We start from the raw sequence: 15,041 nt of genomic DNA, 5'->3' as shown, positions 1-15,041 counted from the left end.
CTTGGGCGCGCGGCGGATGCGAAAAAGCTTGAGCTTGTCGGCGGGCGTCGGAGCCATAGGCCTCCCGTCCGGCTATGAGGACGGGATCTGATTCACCAGCAACTCACCTTTTCCATCCTGACCGGATGTTCGAGGCTATGACCGTCGAATTTGCCAGGAAGCGCGGCTTGGCGTTCTTACGCCGCTTTTTTGCGGGGCTTCGACTTTGCTTTTTTGTCGAGCGAGACTCTCTCTGGAGCCGGGCGCGCGCCTGGACCAGGATGGACGTGAACTTCCTTGGCCGAAAGCGGCTCGCCGCATTCCGAGCACACCATCACTGGGTCGAACATCTTGCCGCACTTCCGGTGTTCATGCAGGAGGGGGCGTCCGCGTACGTCAAGCATGTGGGTGTCGCCCCAATGCACGAGCGCCATCATGATTGGATAGAGGTCGAGGCCCTTTTGCGTAAGGATATACTCGTGGCGTTTGGGCGACTCCTGATAAGGAATGCGGCGCAAGACGCCCTGCCTAACCAGCTTTTTCAGCCGTTCGGCGAGCAGGTGGCGCGTAATTCCGAGCGCGGACTGAAAACCCTCGAAGCGGCGCGTGCGCAGGAAGCATTCGCGGAGGATCAATAGCGTCCACCGGTCGCCAATCACGCCGATGGTGCGAGCCATCGAACACGGCTCTTCCTCAAGTTCGTCCCATTTCATTCCTGCTCTCCGGTCGTCCGGCGCCTGCTCGGTTCGAATCAATCCCGGGAACCGCCGTCGCCTCTAGCATTCTAGATAGGTACTAAACGTGAAACAATACCCATGCGGTCAGTTAAAACCAGCAGAATTCACTGATGATTTGACAGTTCAATTTTAGAACTGTAAGGAATCGAGCAGGTGCCGGAGTCCAGCGTGGGGGATCGTCGGGCCCCACCATTCGTTTCGCTCTACGGGAGGAGCAGGCATGCCCCTGAAAGTTGAATTCCTGTTCGATTTCGGCAGTCCAAACGCTTACCTCGCGGAACTGGCCCTTCCCGGAATCGAACGGCGCACCGGCGTTAAATTCGAATATGTCCCGGTCCTGCTCGGCGGCATCTTCAAGGCGACGGGCAACATGTCCCCGTTCGAATCTCTTCGTGGCATCAAGAACAAGCCGGAGTACCAGGCGCTGGAGACACAGCGCTTCATTCGCCGCCATGATGCAACGAAGTTCCGGTCCAATCCGTTTTTTCCGGTCAATACGCTGATGTTGATGCGCGGCGCCGTCGCGGCGCAATTCGAAGGCGTGTTCGAACCCTATTTCCGCGCGGCCTACCACCACATGTGGGAGGAGCCAAAGAAGATGGATGACCTCGAAACCTTCCGAGCAGCATTCATCTCCTCAGGCATCGATATCGATCGGTTGCTTGCGCGTGCGCAGCAGGACGACGTCAAGAAGGGGCTGATCGACCGGACCACCGACGCCGTCAACCGAGGCGCATTCGGCTCGCCGACCTTCTTCGTTGGAAAGGAAATGTTCTTCGGCAAGGACCAGCTCCGCGATGTGGAGGAGTCGATTGTCGAGCAGATCGGCCAGCCCGCTTCGAAGACTGCCTAAGGTCAGGACCTGAAGCCTGCGGAGCCGGGGCAGATGTCCGGCGCCTGCATGACGAAAGCTCAGTCGGCCTCATAATAAAGTCAATTCAGGGAGAATCTCATGCCAGGTCCACTCAACGGCGTTCGCGTCCTCGATCTGACAGGCGTGGTGTCGGGCCCGTTCGCGACCATGTTCCTGGCGGATCAGGGCGCCGACGTCCTGAAAATCGAGCCGATCGGCGGCGACATTACCCGGCGCAGCCGCGCGACCATCGACAAGGATGGCGAGTTTTCCGCGCTATTCATTTCTTCAAACCGTGGCAAGCGCTCGCTGTCGATTGATGTCAAAAGCGGGGCCGGCCGTGAGGTTCTGGCCAAGCTGGTCGCGAAGGCGGATGTGCTGGTGCAGAATTTCCGGCCCGGCACCATGGAGCGCCTCGGTCTCGGCGTCGAAGAGTTGCGCCAGCGCCATCCGCGCCTGATCTATGTCTCGATCAGCGGTGTTGGCGACACCGGACCATATGTAAAGAAGCGTGTTTACGATCCGATCATTCAGGGCCTCTCGGGCTTTGCCGATATCCAGTCGCAGCCGGTCACGAACCGTCCGCAGATGATCCGGACTATCGTCTGCGACAAGACCACCGCCGTGTTCACCGCCCAGGCCGTCGCGGCAGCCCTCTACGCTCGCGAGAAGACAGGGCAGGGTGATCACATCCAGGTCGCCATGCTGGACGCGATGATCTCGTATTTGTGGCCGGAAGGCATGATGCAATACACGGTGGTTGGTGCTGAGGCCACTGCTGCAGATCCCAACGACCGGCCGGATCTCGTGTTCAAGACCAGCGACGGCTACATCACCGCCGGTACCATTTCCGATTCCGAATGGCAGGGTTTTTGCCAGGCGTCCGGCGATCCGGAGCTTGCCAAGGATCCCCGTTTCTCGACGCCGGCGGCGCGCTCCGTCAACGCCACGGCACGCATCAACAAGATGGCGGAGTACATCAGCCAGCACACCACCGCCGAATGGCTGGAGCGTCTCGACGCCGCGGACGTCCCCTGTTCGCCGATCCTGCGGCGGGGCGAGATCATTCACAATGAACAGGTGGTCGCCCGCGATATCATCGCGGAGTTCGACCAGCCGAAGGTCGGACGGGTGCGGCAGCCGAAGCCGGCAGCGCGTTTTGAGGTCAACGAGGCCACGATCGGCGGCCCTGCTCCCAGGGTCGGCGAGCACTCCCGGGACGTGCTGCACGAGCTGGGCTACGGCGATGGCGCCATCGACAAGATGATCGCCGAGCGCAGCGTGCGCGTCGCGGTCTAACCGCGAAACCTGTTGGCGACGTATTCTAGGCCTTCGCCGGCGCCGGCGTGATCGGTGCCATCGGAACATTCGCTGCAACGGCTCTCTGAAAGGCTTCGCGTTTGCGGATACGCTCGAGATAGGGCTGAGCGTTGTCGCAAATGCCGACGCCATAGGCGATGGCCCACTCTAGGCAGGTCGTGAGCAGGATGTCTGCGCTCGTAAACCGGTCGCCCATCAGGAATTGTCGGCCGTCTGCGAGCGCGACTTCGACATGGCGCAACTGCTGGCGGAAATACTCGCCAGCCTGGGCAACGACCTCGGGTGCAATGCCGTAGATCGGTCCGAGCGCGTCGGCCCGATGGCGGCGCATCACGTAAAGGCTGGTGGAATCCAGCTCCGCGACGATAAAGAAGCACCATTCCAGCCACGCGGCATACTCGCGCGGGGCTTCCGGAATCAGCGATCGTTCCGGCGTGGAATACATGCGCGACAGGTAGGCAACGATCGCTGCGCTCTCGCCGATGCAGAAATCGGCATCTTGAAGCAGCGGGATCTTCTGGCGCGGATTGAGCTTCGAGTATTCTGCGGTCTTGGTTTCGCCGGTTCGCGGGCCAATGGGCCTTGTCTTGTAGGCCAAGCCCAGTTCGTGCATGGCCCAGTGCGGACGAATGGTGCGACTCGTTCCAACGCCCCACAGGGTCAGGTCTGGTGTCGCATTCATATTACCATTTCTCCACGGACGGACGGAGATCGAGCTCGTGGGTCCAGCCATCTTTGCTCTGCTGGTGGGTGAACCAATAAGCTTCGGCAATGGAAGACGTCTTGGTCAGGCTATCGGGCGGAATGTCGCTCGCTTCGATGCCCTTCGCGGCCTTCATGCGTTGGTGAATCGCCTCGCTATCCACGCCGGCGTCGATCAGGAGATGCACGACGTGGATGTTCTTCGGTCCAAGCTCGCGCGCCATCGCCTGGGCCACTGCACGAAGCCCGAATTTCGCGGATGAAAATGCTGCAAATCCCGAGCCGCCACGCACGCTTGCCGTCGCACCCGTAAAGAAGATGGTGCCCCGTCCGCGCGACAACATCACGCGGGCGGCCTCACGTCCAACCAGGAAACCACCATAGCAGGCGAGTTCCCAGGCCTTGAAGAACAGCTTCTCCGTGGTGTCGAGCAGAGACTTGTTGACGTTCGAGCCGGCATTGTAGAGGCAGACCTCGACAGGCCCGTGCTCTTTCTCGACTCGCGCGAAAATGCCCTGGACTTCTGCCTCCTGACGCGCATCCACGCTGAATGCGTGAACGTCGTGCCCCGCAGCCCTTAGCTCGGCCACGAGTCCCTGCGATTTGGACGCATCGCGCCTGCAGATGCAGACCGTATAGCCGCCTTGGGCAAAACGCCGGGCGACCGCCGCGCCAATGGCATCGCCTGCGCCAACAAGTATCGCTACACCGCGGCTCGCCGCCATCTTCGATCCTCCCCTTTAAGTTCTTATTTGATACTATAGCCTAGCTGTCGGATGCTGCGATGTAAACGGGGGTTTTTAGGAGCCACATAGGGAACGACGCTCGCAGATGAATTATCCATTCAACGCCGGAAAGGCTGGCGACGATTTATCGATTGACGAGTTCTAAAAAAGAACTATAAGTCGAGGCCAATTGTGCCGCATTGCAACGTCGGCATGGTCGGTCGGGAGGTCAGTCGTGGCGGAGCTTTCAGAGACGATCAGTGTCGACGAGATTGCTGTCGGCTTGCCGAGCCGAATCCATGAAGTCACGGCAGGGCCGGTTGCCAGGGCGCCCGACCGGATTGCGCTGGTCGAGGACGGAGCTTCCTGGAGCTATCGAGATCTGGAGCAGCGCGTTGGCGAGATCGCCACGATGCTCTCATCGCTGGGAATCAGGGCCGGTGATCGGATGATCATTGTCAGCGAGAACTGTATTGCGCTTGCCGCTTTGCTGCTGGCGGCGAGCCGGCTCGACGCCTGGGCGATTGTCGCCAACCCGCGCTTGTCGGCGCGCGAACTGGACCAGATCCGCGACCACAGCGGCGCCCGACGGACGTTTTTCACGTCGGGTATTTCGAAGGAGGCCGCTGCCCACGCCTCGCGCTATGGCGCCGAGACTCGGCGAATTGGCGCTCTGCCGGAAATTGGGGTTGGCCCGCTCAACGAAAGCACGGTGGTCCAGCCGCTGGAGGCCGATCCAGCAAGGCAAGTTGCGGTCTTGATCTATACGTCAGGGACGACGGTGGACTCCCAAGGGCGTGATGCTCTCCCATGACAACCTTCTGATCAGCGCAAAGACCACCGCGTACTTCCGCAGGATGGACGAGAAGGACAAGATCTATCTTGTGTTGCCGATCTCGCATATCGTCGGCATCTCGCTCCTGATCATGACGCTGATGGTTGGTGGCACGGTGCGGATGGTCAGCAAATACGATCCGGCCGCCACTGCAAAGGCCATCGCGGAGGAGGGCGTCACCATCCTCAATGGCGTGCCTGCCACCTATCAGCGCCTGCTGGAGTACAAGAGCTTATCAGGCGTGGAACAGCTCGCCCGAGGCTCGTTGCGCTTGATTGCCGTCGCCGGCGCGCCGTTGGATTTGAACCTGAAGGTGCGCGTGGAGAAGGAGTTCGGGCTTCCGTTGCTCAACGGCTACGGAATCACCGAATGCTCGCCGGGAATATCTGGGGTACGTTTCGATCGGCCACGTTCGGATCAGGCTGTTGGCACGCTGCTGCCCGGTGTGTGGAGGCGCGGGTGCGAACCCTCGAAGGATTTCCGACGGCAGCAGGTGAAGTCGGCGAGCTGCATGTTCGCGGGCGCAACGTGATGCTGGGGTACTATCGTGCGCCCGAGCTTACTGCGAAGGTGATCGACAGCGAAGGCTGGTTCAATACCGGCGATCTCGCGCGTTTCGACGGCGAGTGTCTGTACATTGTCGGCCGCACCAAGGAAATGATCATCCGCTCCGGCTTCAACGTCTATCCCGCGGAGGTCGAAGCGGTCCTCAGTTCACACAAGGACGTCGTGCAATCCGCGGTCGTCGGTCGTGCCGCAGACGGTAATGAGGAGATCGTGGCCTTTGTGCAATTGCTGCCGGGATCTCGCACGACGCCCGAGGTCCTGATGAATTTTGTCCGGTCTCAGCTTACTTCTTACAAGCGGCCGTCCGAAATCGTCATACTTGATGCCTTGCCGGCGACCTCGACCGGCAAGATACTGAAGCACAAGCTCGCGGAGTCCTTGCGCGAAGGTGGCGCAATCTCTCCGGTGCAGGCGCCCGAATTTCGCAGGCAACAGATCTAACTTTACCGGGAGGACATCTTGCAAAAGAGAAACGCAACCGCGGCCGTGATAGGCGCGGGTGACTTCATCGGCGGCGAGATCGCCAAGAAATTCGCAGCAGAAGGCTTCACGGTCTTCGGCGGCCGTCGGAACGGCGACAAGCTGGCTCCGCTCGTGAGGGATATCGAGGCTGCCGGCGGAGAGATCCACGCCCGTTCGCTCGACGCTCGCAAGGAAGACGAGATCATCTCCTTCCTCAACGATGCAGACAAGCATGCGCCGCTGGAAGTCTGCATCTTCAACATCGGGGCGAACGTGAACTTCCCGATTCTGGACACCACAGAACGCGTCTTCCGCAAGGTCTGGGAAATGGCATGCTATTCCGGCTTCCTGGCCGGTCGCGAGGCCGCCCGCCTCATGCTGCCGCGCGGGGGCGGCAACATCTTCTTTACGGGGGCGACCGCCTCGCTCCGCGGCGGCAGCGGGTACGCCGCTTTCGCAAGCGCCAAGTTTGGCCTTCGCGCGGTCGCGCAGGCCATGGCCCGCGAGCTTGGGCCGAAAAATATTCACGTCGCGCATCTCATCATCGATTCCGGCGTGGACACCGAGTGGGTTCGGCAACGCCGGCTGGAGGCTCTCGGGCCCACCGCGCTAGATGATCCGGACGCCTTGATGCCTCCGGCCTCCGTCGCGACATCCTATTGGCAGCTCTACCAGCAGCCGAAGAGCGCATGGACGTTCGAGATGGAGATCCGTCCCTTCGGCGAGAAGTGGTAGCGGAGCCTGCCACGATGGAGCTCAAGCTTTCCCCCGAGGATGCCGCGTTTCGCGACGAGGTGCGCACTTTCATTGCGGAAAACTATCCGCCGGAGATGCGCGTTCCCAATCCAGAGACCGACCTGACCAAGGAGCAGTCGCTGCTCTGGCACCGGATCCTCCACAAAAGGGGTTGGATCGCTCCGCTCTGGCCCAAGGAGTATGGCGGCCCGGGCTGGTCGGTCACGCAGCGCTTCATCTTCGAGCAGGAGACCTCTCGCGCCGGCACGCTGCCGCCGCTCGCCTTCAGCGTCACCATGGTCGGGCCGGTGATCTACACGTTCGGCAACGAGGCGCAGAAGAAGAAATTTCTGCCGCGGATCCTGTCCGGCGAGGATTGGTGGTGCCAGGGCTATTCGGAGCCGGGCTCGGGCTCGGACCTTGCGACCGTCAGGACCAAGGCGGTGCGCGACGAGGACCACTACATCGTCAACGGTCACAAGACCTGGACGACGCTGGCGCAGCATGCCGACTGGATCTTCTGCCTGGTGCGCACCGATCCGAGCGCGAAGCCGCAATCCGGTATCTCCTTCCTGCTGATCGACATGAAGTCGCCCGGCGTCACCGTGCGGCCGATCATCACGATCGATGGCAGCCACGAGGTCAACGACGTCTTCCTCGAAAACGTCCGCGTGCCCGTCGGAAACCTGATCGGCGAGGAGAACAAGGGCTGGACCTACGCCAAGTTCCTGCTCGGCAACGAGCGCACCAGCATGGCCGGCATCGGCCGGTCCACCCGGTACATCAACAAGCTGAAGCAGATCGTGAAGGCCGAGATCCCGACTGAGGATCCCGCGCATCTCGAATTCTTGCGGGACATTGCGCGGATCGAGCTTGACGTGCTGGCGCTGGAAGCGACGGAACTGCGCGTCGTCGCCCAGATGGCGCGCGGCATAGATCCGGGACCTGCGGCCTCACTGTTCAAGATTCGCGGCACCGAGATATTTCAGGACATCACCGAGCTCACCCACCGTGCGATCGGCAATTACGGGCTTGCCATCCGCGAGCATCCGGTGAGCGCCAACCGCTTCATGCCAGGCCGCGATTACGGCCACACCGCGTCGGAGAAATACCTCAACGCGCGCAAGCTCAGCATCTACGGCGGATCCAACGAGATACAGCGAAACATCATCGCCAAGGCCGTGCTCGGGCTCTAGCCACGGCGGATCGGGAGGATCGGATGGATATTCAGTTCACGGAAGAGCAGGAATTGCTGCGATCCAGCGTCCAGCGCCTGCTGCGCGACCAATACGGCTTCGAAGAGCGGCGCAAGATCGTGGCCAGCGAGGAGGGCTTCAGCCGAAGGCAATGGGACGCTTTCGCCAAGCTCGGCCTTCTCGCTGCACCGCTCTCCGAGAGCGCTGGCGGTCTCGGCGGCGGTCCGCTGTCGACCATGATCGTGATGCATGAGTTCGGCCGTCACCTCGTGGTCGAACCCTTCGTCGAGACGGTGGTGCTGGCCGGCGGACTGATCGAGCATTTGGGCACGCCGGAGCAGCAGCAGAGCTTCATCCCTGAAATCATCGACGGCACGAAGATCTGGGCGCTGGCCTGGACGGAGAAGGCATCGCGCTTCGATCTTGCCAATGTCGCGACCAGGGCGCGGCGCGAGGGGAACGACTACGTCCTGACCGGCGCGAAGACCATGGTGATCGCCGCGCCCTGGGCGGACTATCTGATCGTCTCGGCGCGGACGTCCGGCGACGACCGCGACCGTGGCGGCGTGAGCCTGTTCGTGGTCGATCGGCGCGCGACTGGCGTCGACCTCCAGAGCTTCAAGACCATCGACGGCCGCCGGGCGGCCGAGCTCAGCCTGCGGGATGTCCGCGGGCAATTGCTGGGCGCGGAAGGCGAGGGCGTTGCCGCGCTGGAGGCCTGCCGTAACCGTGCCATCGGCGCGCTCTGTGCCGAAGCCGTCGGCGCCATTGGTGAGCTGAACTCGGCGACACTGGAGTATTCGAAGACGCGTAAGCAGTTCGGCACCACCATCGGTTCCTTCCAGGTGCTGCAGCATCGGATGGTCGACATGTTCATCGCGCATCAGGAGGCTCTCTCCCTGATGCAGCATCTGAGCCTTAGCCTTGGCACCGGCGATCCCAGCCTGTCGCGGCTCGCCTCCGGCGCCAAGTCGAAGATCGGCTATGCCGGCAAGTTCGTCGCCGATCAGGCGGTGCAGCTTCACGGCGGCATGGGAATGACCGACGAGCTCAACGTCGGACACTATTTCAAGCGAATCTCCTCCGTCAACATCCAGTTCGGCGACCCCGCGTTCCACGTGCTGCGCTACGCGCAGCTGGATGCAGCCGCCTAAACGGAAGAGGCCGACATGACCACTGAAGCAGTCATCGTTTCCACCGCCCGAACGGCCGTCGGCAAAGCGTATCGCGGCGCGCTTAACAACACGGACGGCCCTACCATGGCCGGGCACGTGATGGCCGAAGCCGTGAAGCGCGCCGGCATCGCGCCCGGAGAAGTAGAAGACGTGGTCATGGGCTGCGCGATGCAGCAAGGCACCATGGTGATGAACGTGGCGCGCAAGGGCGCGATTCGCGCCGGTCTGCCGGTGACGGTCGCCGGCACCACCATCGACCGGCAGTGCGCCTCCGGCCTTCAGGCCATCGCGGTGGCCGCACGCTCGGTCATGCTCGACGGCGTCGAGATCGCGATCGGCGGCGGCATCGAGTCGATCAGCCTCGTGCAGAACGAGCATATGAACAAATTCCACGCCGTCGATGACGAGCTGATGGCGATGAAGCCCGAAATGTACATGTCGATGCTCGATACGGCCGAGGTCGTTGCGGAGCGCTACAAAATCGGCCGCGACAAGCAGGACGAATACAGCCTCGAGTGCCAACGCCGCGTCGGCGCTGCGTTGCAGGCCGGCCGTTTCAACGACGAGATCGTGCCGTTCACGACCAGGATGGCGCTCGTCAACAAGGATACCAAGGAGGTCACCTACGAGCAGGTGACGCTCACGAAAGACGAAGGTCCCCGTCCCGAAACCACCGCCGAAGGCCTAGCCAAGATCAAGCCGGTGTTCGAGGGCAAGACCATCAGCGCGGGCAATGCCAGCCAGCTTTCGGACGGTGCCTCGGCCTGCGTGATCATGAGCGACAAAATTGCTGCGAGGAAGGGACTGAAGCCGCTCGGTATTTTCCGCGGCTTCGTCGCCGCCGGCGTCGAGCCGGACGAGATGGGTGTTGGCCCGGTCGCTGCGATCCCGCGCCTGCTCAAGCGCCATAACCTCAAGATCGACGATATCGATCTGTGGGAGCTGAACGAAGCCTATGCGGTGCAGGTGATCTATTGCCGCGACAAGCTTGGCATCGATCCGGACAAGCTCAATGTCAATGGCGGCTCGATCGCGATCGGCCATCCCTACGGCATGACAGGGTCGCGGCTCACCGGCCATCTCCTGATCGAGGGCCGTCGGCGCAAGGCGAAGTACGGCGTCGTGACCATGTGCATCGGTGGCGGCATGGGCGCGGCCGGCCTGTTTGAAATCATCCACTGAGCGGCAACGCGGGAGATCATTCGTGAAGACAGCGATCACTGAACTGTTCGGCATCGAGCATCCGATCATCCAGGGCGGCATGCACTATGTCGGCTTCGCCGAGCTGGCAGCCGCGGTGTCGAACGCCGGGGCGGGCTTGGCATCATCACCGGCCTGACCCAACGGACGCCCGAGCTTCTGGCCAAGGAGATCGCGCGTTGCCGGGGCATGACGGACAAGCCGTTCGGCGTGAACCTGACGTTCCTGCCGACCTTCAGCGCGCCGCCCTATCCGGAATACATTGCGGCGATCAGGGAGGGCGGCATCAAGGTCGTTGAAACCGCCGGGCGCAGCCCCGAGCAGTACATGCCGGCCCTCAAGGCGGGCGGCATCAAGGTGATCCACAAATGCACTTCCGTCCGGCATTCGCTGAAGGCGGAGCAGATCGGCTGCGATGCCGTCAGCGTCGACGGCTTCGAGTGCGGCGGTCATCCCGGAGAGGATGACATGCCAAACATGATCCTGTTGCCGCGTGCGGCCGAAGAACTGAAGATCCCGTTCGTAGCCTCCGGCGGCATGGCCGACGCCCGCAGCCTAGTTGCGGCGCTGGCGATGGGCGCTGCGGGCATGAACATGGGCACGCGCTTAATCGCCACCAAGGAAGCGCCGGTGCACGAGAACGTCAAGAAGGCGCTGGTCGCGGCGACCGAGCTCGACACCAGGCTGGTCATGCGCGCGCTGCGCAACACCGAGCGGGTGCTGAACAACAAGGGCGTCGAGCAGCTGCTCGAGATCGAGCGCGAGAAGGGCAAGAGCCTCAAGATCGAGGACATCCACGACCAGGTGGCGGGTGTCTATCCCAAGGTGATGATCGACGGCGACATGGACGCGGGCGCCTGGAGCTGCGGCATGGTCGTCGGCCTCATTCACGACATTCCGACCGTGAAGGAATTGATCGACCGCATCATGGCGGACGCCGAACAAATCATCCGGCAGCGCCTGACTGGTTTTCTCGACGGGGCCGGGCAACGGCCGGCTGCGGCTCGGGCGATCGCCTGAGCCCTTCCGGACGGGCACTGCGGACGTTCTGACGAGGGTTATGCGCACGCATGGTCATGCGTGCGTCGATCGTCGTTGAAGCTCGACTGGCCGAATGGACGGCCTTCGGCAGCCTCGGGGGCATTTATGGACCAGGCCGACTTCCACTACTACGAGCCTTCGAAAGGGCACGGACTCCGGCATAACCCATTCAATGCGATCGTTGCGCCGCGTCCGATTGGGTGGATTTCATCGCGCAATGCCGCCGGTCAGTTGAACTTGGCGCCGTACAGTTTCTTCAACGCGTTCCTCTACGATCCTCCGATCATCGGGTTTTCCTCGATTTCGTGGAAGGACACCGTCAAGAACGTCAGCGAGACCCGTGAGTTCGTCTGGAATCTGGTCACGATGGATCTGGGCGAGCGCATGAACGCGACGGCTGCGCCTCTGGATCACGGCGTGAGCGAGTTCGAGGCGGCAGGGCTGACGCCAGTACCCGGACGCCACGTTGCTGTGCCGCGGGTGGGTGAGAGCAGGGCCGCAATGGAATGCAAGGTCGTCGACGTCTCTCAACTGGCGAATGCGCGTGGTGAGAAGGTGGAAGGGTGGTTCGTGCTTGGAGAGGTCGTCGCGGTCTACATCGACAAATCGTTGATCGAGGACGGCGTCTACAACACGGCACTTGCGCGTCCCATTCTGCGCGCCGGCCGGGGTGGAGATTACCTCGAGGTCAGGACCGAGAACATGTTCGAGATGAAACGCCCACCTGGCAGCAGCAAACCGGAATTCCACGGCACTTGATTGCGCTGGAAACAGGCTGAACGGCCGGGCTGGCCAAGCATTTGGTCGACAGGCCAGAGCCCGGCTTCGCAAAGCTGATGAGTGACTGAACGGAAAACCCGTGCGGAATCATTTGCCCATCAAGACCCCGGGCCCCGCGCGTAAAGGCCAAGAGCGAGCAGGGAAAACGTGCTCATCACGACGCCCAGCGCCAACATTGCTTCATGTGACACTGTGGCAGCAAGCCATACGCCGATCGCGGCGATCATCATCTGCAAGAAACCGAGCAGCGCCGAGGCGGCGCCGGCCTTCTCGCCGAATGGAGAGAGCGCCCGCGCAGTGGCCAGTGGACTGACAACACCCATGCCGAGAAGAAAAACGCACATCGCGCCCAGAAACGGCAGGAAAGTCGGGCTGATCATCGAGATGAGCAGGATCGCGAGGCTGCTGACGGCCGTCGCGCACAAACCTGCCCGGATCGGGCGATCGAGTCCGTAGCGTGGTGCCCATCTTGTTGCAAGCATACCCCCGGCGAATACGATGAAGACGGTGCCGGCGAAGAAGAAGCCGAGCTGGATCGGCGTGAAGTGCAGCGCTTCGATGAGTAAGCGCGGTGCCGCCGAAAACATCGAGAACAAGCCCCCTATGATGAGGCTCGAGGTGATCGCGGGGATGGCGAAGCGACGGTCGCCAATCAGGCCGGCGTAGGTCTTGCCGACGACAACTGGATTGAACCGCGTGCGGATCGAACTGTGGGTTTCACCAAGAACGATGCCGTAGGCAACGGCGCTGGCGGCGGCAAAGATCGCGACCAGCGCGAATTCGGCGCGCCAGCCCAGGCTGTGGTCGAGGGCGCCGCCAAGCAGCGGCGAGAACCCGGGCGCTGCGGACATCACGATCATGATGAGCGCCATCGCGCGTGCCAGTGCAGCGCCACTGAACATGTCGCGGGCGATAGCACGAGACAGCACCGATGTCGCGCAAGCACCTGTTGCCTGCACGACGCGGCCGATGAGGAGATTGGGCAGGTCGGTTGCCAGACCGCACCAAACGCTGCCGGCGAAGAATACGGCGAACCCGATCAGGACCGGCCAACGTCTTCCGTAGCGATCCGAAAGCGGTCCGACCAGGAGCTGGCCCAACCCGAATACGGCAAGAAAGACGGTGATGGCGGATGTGACCGCCGCAGTCGTGACATTCAAAGAGATCGCAATCTGCGGCAAAGACGGCAGCAGAATGTTGGTCGCGAGCGTTCCCATCGCAGCCAGGACGGAAAGGACGGCGATGGGCAGGGTGCTCGAGGTCGGAATGTCCCGCGGCACGGGATTGGTCAGGTCAGCCATGGGATCTTTCGCGTGCCAGGGACAGGTGGATTAGGGCAGCGAGTGACGCCGTTGGCGCCACTCGCGTTGTCCGTCGTTGTCCGCCCAACCGTGTTATCAGCGGACGACGCGCTCGATCGCGATGGCGGTAGCTTCGCCGCCGCCGATGCAGAGTGACGCGACGCCGCGCTTGAGGTTGTTGGCCTCGAGCGCGTGCAGCAGCGTCACGATCAGCCGCGCGCCGGTGGCGCCGATGGGATGGCCGAGCGCGCAGGCGCCGCCGTTGATGTTGAGCTTTTCGCGCGGGATGCCGAGATCGCGCTGCGCGGCCATCGCGACGACTGCAAACGCTTCGTTGATCTCGAACAGATCGACGTCGCCCGCGCTCCAGCCGACCTTGTCCAACAGCTTGCGAATCGCCGGGATGGGCGCCGTGGTGAACCATTGTGGTTCCTGGCTGTGGGTGGCATGGCCCTTGATCTCGGCGAGCACCGGGAGGCCGTCGCGATCGGCGAGCGAGCGTTTCGCCAAGATGAGCGCCGCAGCGCCGTCAGCATTGGCGGATGAGGCTGCGGGCGTGATGGTGCCGTTGGCGCGGAATGCGGCCTTCAGCGCGGGGATTTTGGCGGGATCGACTTTGAGCGGATGCTCGTCGTTGGAGATGATCCGGGGCCCGGCCTTCTCGGTCAACGTAATCGGAGCGATCTCTGCCTTGAAGGCGCCGCCTTCAACCGCCTTGCGGGCGCGCGTCAAGGTCTCGATCGCATAATCGTCCTGGTCCTTGCGGGTGAATTGATAGGCTTCCGCGGTGGCCTCGCCGAAATCGCCCATCGAGCGTCCCGTCTCGTAAGCGTCTTCCAGCCCATCCATCAGCATGTGGTCGATGATGCGGTCGTGGCCGGCGCGATAGCCGCCGCGCGCCTTGGCCAGCAAATAGGGCGCATTGCTCATGCTCTCCATGCCGCCAGACAGAACGATCTCGGCGGAGCCCGCATTGATGATATCGTGAGCCAGCATGGTGGCCTTCATGCCGGAGCCGCACACCTTGTTGATGGTGGTGGCGCCGGTGGCATCCGGCAATTTGGCGCCGCGCGCGGCCTGGCGCGCCGGCGCCTGGCCTTGTCCGGCCGGCAGCACGTTGCCCATGAAGACCTCGTCGATCCGTTCGGGTGCCAGCTTGGCCCGTTCCAGAGCCGATCCGATCACATGGGAGCCGAGCTTGTGGGCACTGAGCGGTGAGAGCTCGCCCATGAAGCGGCCGAGCGGCGTACGGGCTGCGGAGAGGATGACGACGGGATCGGAAGCGGCGGCCATGGCGAATTCTCCTGTTGATCGCTGTTGTTATATGACGATAATCATATAACATGGCCGGCGTTGCAATGGAATATTGCCGTCACTTCAAAAGCGCGGTCCAGAAGCGCTGGTGGATGGGATCGGTCGCACAGCCGGTCACC

15 protein-coding genes and 1 pseudogene are annotated in these 15,041 nt (G+C 62.3%); 11 read left to right on the top strand and 5 right to left on the bottom strand.

The window, feature by feature from the left end:
* Window positions 1-176 precede the first annotated feature (176 nt).
* On the bottom strand, window positions 177-692 hold the full coding sequence (locus ACVWW1_RS14185) for a winged helix-turn-helix transcriptional regulator (RefSeq protein WP_456656231.1): 516 nt from the start codon (window positions 690-692) through the stop codon (window positions 177-179).
* A 244-nt stretch (window positions 693-936) separates the two neighbouring features.
* Between ACVWW1_RS14185 and ACVWW1_RS14180 the strand changes: the two genes are divergently transcribed.
* Window positions 937-1,569 carry a DsbA family protein gene (locus tag ACVWW1_RS14180; protein ID WP_456656230.1) on the top strand — a complete coding sequence of 211 codons (633 nt, stop codon included), beginning with the start codon at window positions 937-939 and terminating at the stop codon, window positions 1,567-1,569.
* A 99-nt stretch (window positions 1,570-1,668) separates the two neighbouring features.
* Window positions 1,669-2,868, top strand: coding sequence for a CaiB/BaiF CoA transferase family protein (locus tag ACVWW1_RS14175; RefSeq protein WP_456656229.1), 1,200 nt, complete (start codon window positions 1,669-1,671; stop codon window positions 2,866-2,868).
* A gap of 25 nt (window positions 2,869-2,893) precedes the next feature.
* Here the strand turns inward: ACVWW1_RS14175 and ACVWW1_RS14170 are convergent, their stop codons facing one another.
* Window positions 2,894-3,571 (bottom strand): glutathione S-transferase family protein, encoded by a 678-nt coding sequence (locus ACVWW1_RS14170; protein ID WP_456656673.1) that lies wholly within the window; start codon window positions 3,569-3,571, stop codon window positions 2,894-2,896.
* A 1-nt stretch (window position 3,572) separates the two neighbouring features.
* Window positions 3,573-4,316, bottom strand: a complete 744-nt coding sequence (locus ACVWW1_RS14165; protein ID WP_456656228.1) for an SDR family NAD(P)-dependent oxidoreductase — start codon at window positions 4,314-4,316, stop codon at window positions 3,573-3,575.
* Window positions 4,317-4,506: 190 nt separating this feature from the next.
* Between ACVWW1_RS14165 and ACVWW1_RS14160 the strand changes: the two genes are divergently transcribed.
* The 9 genes and pseudogenes from ACVWW1_RS14160 to ACVWW1_RS14120 all read left to right on the top strand — a co-directional run bounded on the left by ACVWW1_RS14160 (window position 4,507) and on the right by ACVWW1_RS14120 (window position 12,286).
* On the top strand, window positions 4,507-5,130 hold the full coding sequence (locus ACVWW1_RS14160; RefSeq protein ID WP_456656227.1) for an AMP-binding protein: 624 nt from the start codon (window positions 4,507-4,509) through the stop codon (window positions 5,128-5,130).
* Window positions 5,117-5,683 carry an AMP-binding protein gene (locus ACVWW1_RS14155; RefSeq protein WP_456656226.1) on the top strand — a complete coding sequence of 189 codons (567 nt, stop codon included), beginning with the start codon at window positions 5,117-5,119 and terminating at the stop codon, window positions 5,681-5,683. Before ACVWW1_RS14160 ends, ACVWW1_RS14155 begins: the two co-directional genes overlap by 14 nt.
* Window positions 5,611-6,159, top strand: coding sequence for a class I adenylate-forming enzyme family protein (locus ACVWW1_RS14150; RefSeq protein ID WP_456656225.1), 549 nt, complete (start codon window positions 5,611-5,613; stop codon window positions 6,157-6,159). Before ACVWW1_RS14155 ends, ACVWW1_RS14150 begins: the two co-directional genes overlap by 73 nt.
* An 18-nt stretch (window positions 6,160-6,177) precedes the next feature.
* A complete protein-coding gene (locus tag ACVWW1_RS14145; protein WP_456656224.1) occupies window positions 6,178-6,915 on the top strand; it encodes an SDR family oxidoreductase in 738 nt (245 codons plus the stop codon).
* Between the two features lie 14 nt (window positions 6,916-6,929).
* Entirely contained in the window at window positions 6,930-8,111 is a 1,182-nt protein-coding gene (locus ACVWW1_RS14140) for an acyl-CoA dehydrogenase family protein (protein WP_456656223.1), read from the top strand.
* A gap of 23 nt (window positions 8,112-8,134) precedes the next feature.
* Complete coding sequence (locus ACVWW1_RS14135; protein WP_456656222.1) at window positions 8,135-9,265, top strand: acyl-CoA dehydrogenase family protein; 1,131 nt, start codon at window positions 8,135-8,137, stop codon at window positions 9,263-9,265.
* A 15-nt stretch (window positions 9,266-9,280) separates the two neighbouring features.
* On the top strand, window positions 9,281-10,468 hold the full coding sequence (locus ACVWW1_RS14130; protein ID WP_456656221.1) for an acetyl-CoA C-acyltransferase: 1,188 nt from the start codon (window positions 9,281-9,283) through the stop codon (window positions 10,466-10,468).
* A 22-nt stretch (window positions 10,469-10,490) separates the two neighbouring features.
* A pseudogene (locus tag ACVWW1_RS14125) lies at window positions 10,491-11,506 on the top strand (NAD(P)H-dependent flavin oxidoreductase).
* Window positions 11,507-11,632: 126 nt separating this feature from the next.
* Window positions 11,633-12,286 (top strand): flavin reductase family protein, encoded by a 654-nt coding sequence (locus ACVWW1_RS14120; protein ID WP_456656220.1) that lies wholly within the window; start codon window positions 11,633-11,635, stop codon window positions 12,284-12,286.
* A 119-nt stretch (window positions 12,287-12,405) separates the two neighbouring features.
* Here the strand turns inward: ACVWW1_RS14120 and ACVWW1_RS14115 are convergent, their stop codons facing one another.
* Both ACVWW1_RS14115 and ACVWW1_RS14110 read right to left on the bottom strand, forming a co-directional pair.
* Window positions 12,406-13,608, bottom strand: coding sequence for a multidrug effflux MFS transporter (locus tag ACVWW1_RS14115; RefSeq protein WP_456656219.1), 1,203 nt, complete (start codon window positions 13,606-13,608; stop codon window positions 12,406-12,408).
* A 96-nt stretch (window positions 13,609-13,704) separates the two neighbouring features.
* Complete coding sequence (locus ACVWW1_RS14110; RefSeq protein ID WP_456656218.1) at window positions 13,705-14,901, bottom strand: acetyl-CoA C-acyltransferase; 1,197 nt, start codon at window positions 14,899-14,901, stop codon at window positions 13,705-13,707.
* Window positions 14,902-15,041 lie beyond the last annotated feature (140 nt).

The sequence above is a fragment of the Bradyrhizobium sp. JR3.5 genome (assembly GCF_054057015.1).
The sequence above is the reverse complement of the archived record's forward strand: the minus strand, read 5'-3'. Positions and strand labels throughout refer to the sequence as shown.

Excerpts from the sequence above, each read along its gene's own strand:
- ACVWW1_RS14185 (WP_456656231.1), bottom strand. The coding sequence starts at position 692 with ATGAAATGGGACGAACTTGAGGAAGAGCCGTGTTCGATGGCTCGCACC.
- ACVWW1_RS14180 (WP_456656230.1), top strand. The coding sequence starts at position 937 with ATGCCCCTGAAAGTTGAATTCCTGTTCGATTTCGGCAGTCCAAACGCT.
- ACVWW1_RS14175 (WP_456656229.1), top strand. The coding sequence starts at position 1,669 with ATGCCAGGTCCACTCAACGGCGTTCGCGTCCTCGATCTGACAGGCGTG.
- ACVWW1_RS14170 (WP_456656673.1), bottom strand. The coding sequence starts at position 3,571 with ATGAATGCGACACCAGACCTGACCCTGTGGGGCGTTGGAACGAGTCGC.
- ACVWW1_RS14165 (WP_456656228.1), bottom strand. The coding sequence starts at position 4,316 with ATGGCGGCGAGCCGCGGTGTAGCGATACTTGTTGGCGCAGGCGATGCC.
- ACVWW1_RS14155 (WP_456656226.1), top strand. The coding sequence starts at position 5,117 with ATGCTCTCCCATGACAACCTTCTGATCAGCGCAAAGACCACCGCGTAC.
- ACVWW1_RS14140 (WP_456656223.1), top strand. The coding sequence starts at position 6,930 with ATGGAGCTCAAGCTTTCCCCCGAGGATGCCGCGTTTCGCGACGAGGTG.
- ACVWW1_RS14135 (WP_456656222.1), top strand. The coding sequence starts at position 8,135 with ATGGATATTCAGTTCACGGAAGAGCAGGAATTGCTGCGATCCAGCGTC.
- ACVWW1_RS14130 (WP_456656221.1), top strand. The coding sequence starts at position 9,281 with ATGACCACTGAAGCAGTCATCGTTTCCACCGCCCGAACGGCCGTCGGC.
- ACVWW1_RS14120 (WP_456656220.1), top strand. The coding sequence starts at position 11,633 with ATGGACCAGGCCGACTTCCACTACTACGAGCCTTCGAAAGGGCACGGA.
- ACVWW1_RS14115 (WP_456656219.1), bottom strand. The coding sequence starts at position 13,608 with ATGGCTGACCTGACCAATCCCGTGCCGCGGGACATTCCGACCTCGAGC.
- ACVWW1_RS14110 (WP_456656218.1), bottom strand. The coding sequence starts at position 14,901 with ATGGCCGCCGCTTCCGATCCCGTCGTCATCCTCTCCGCAGCCCGTACG.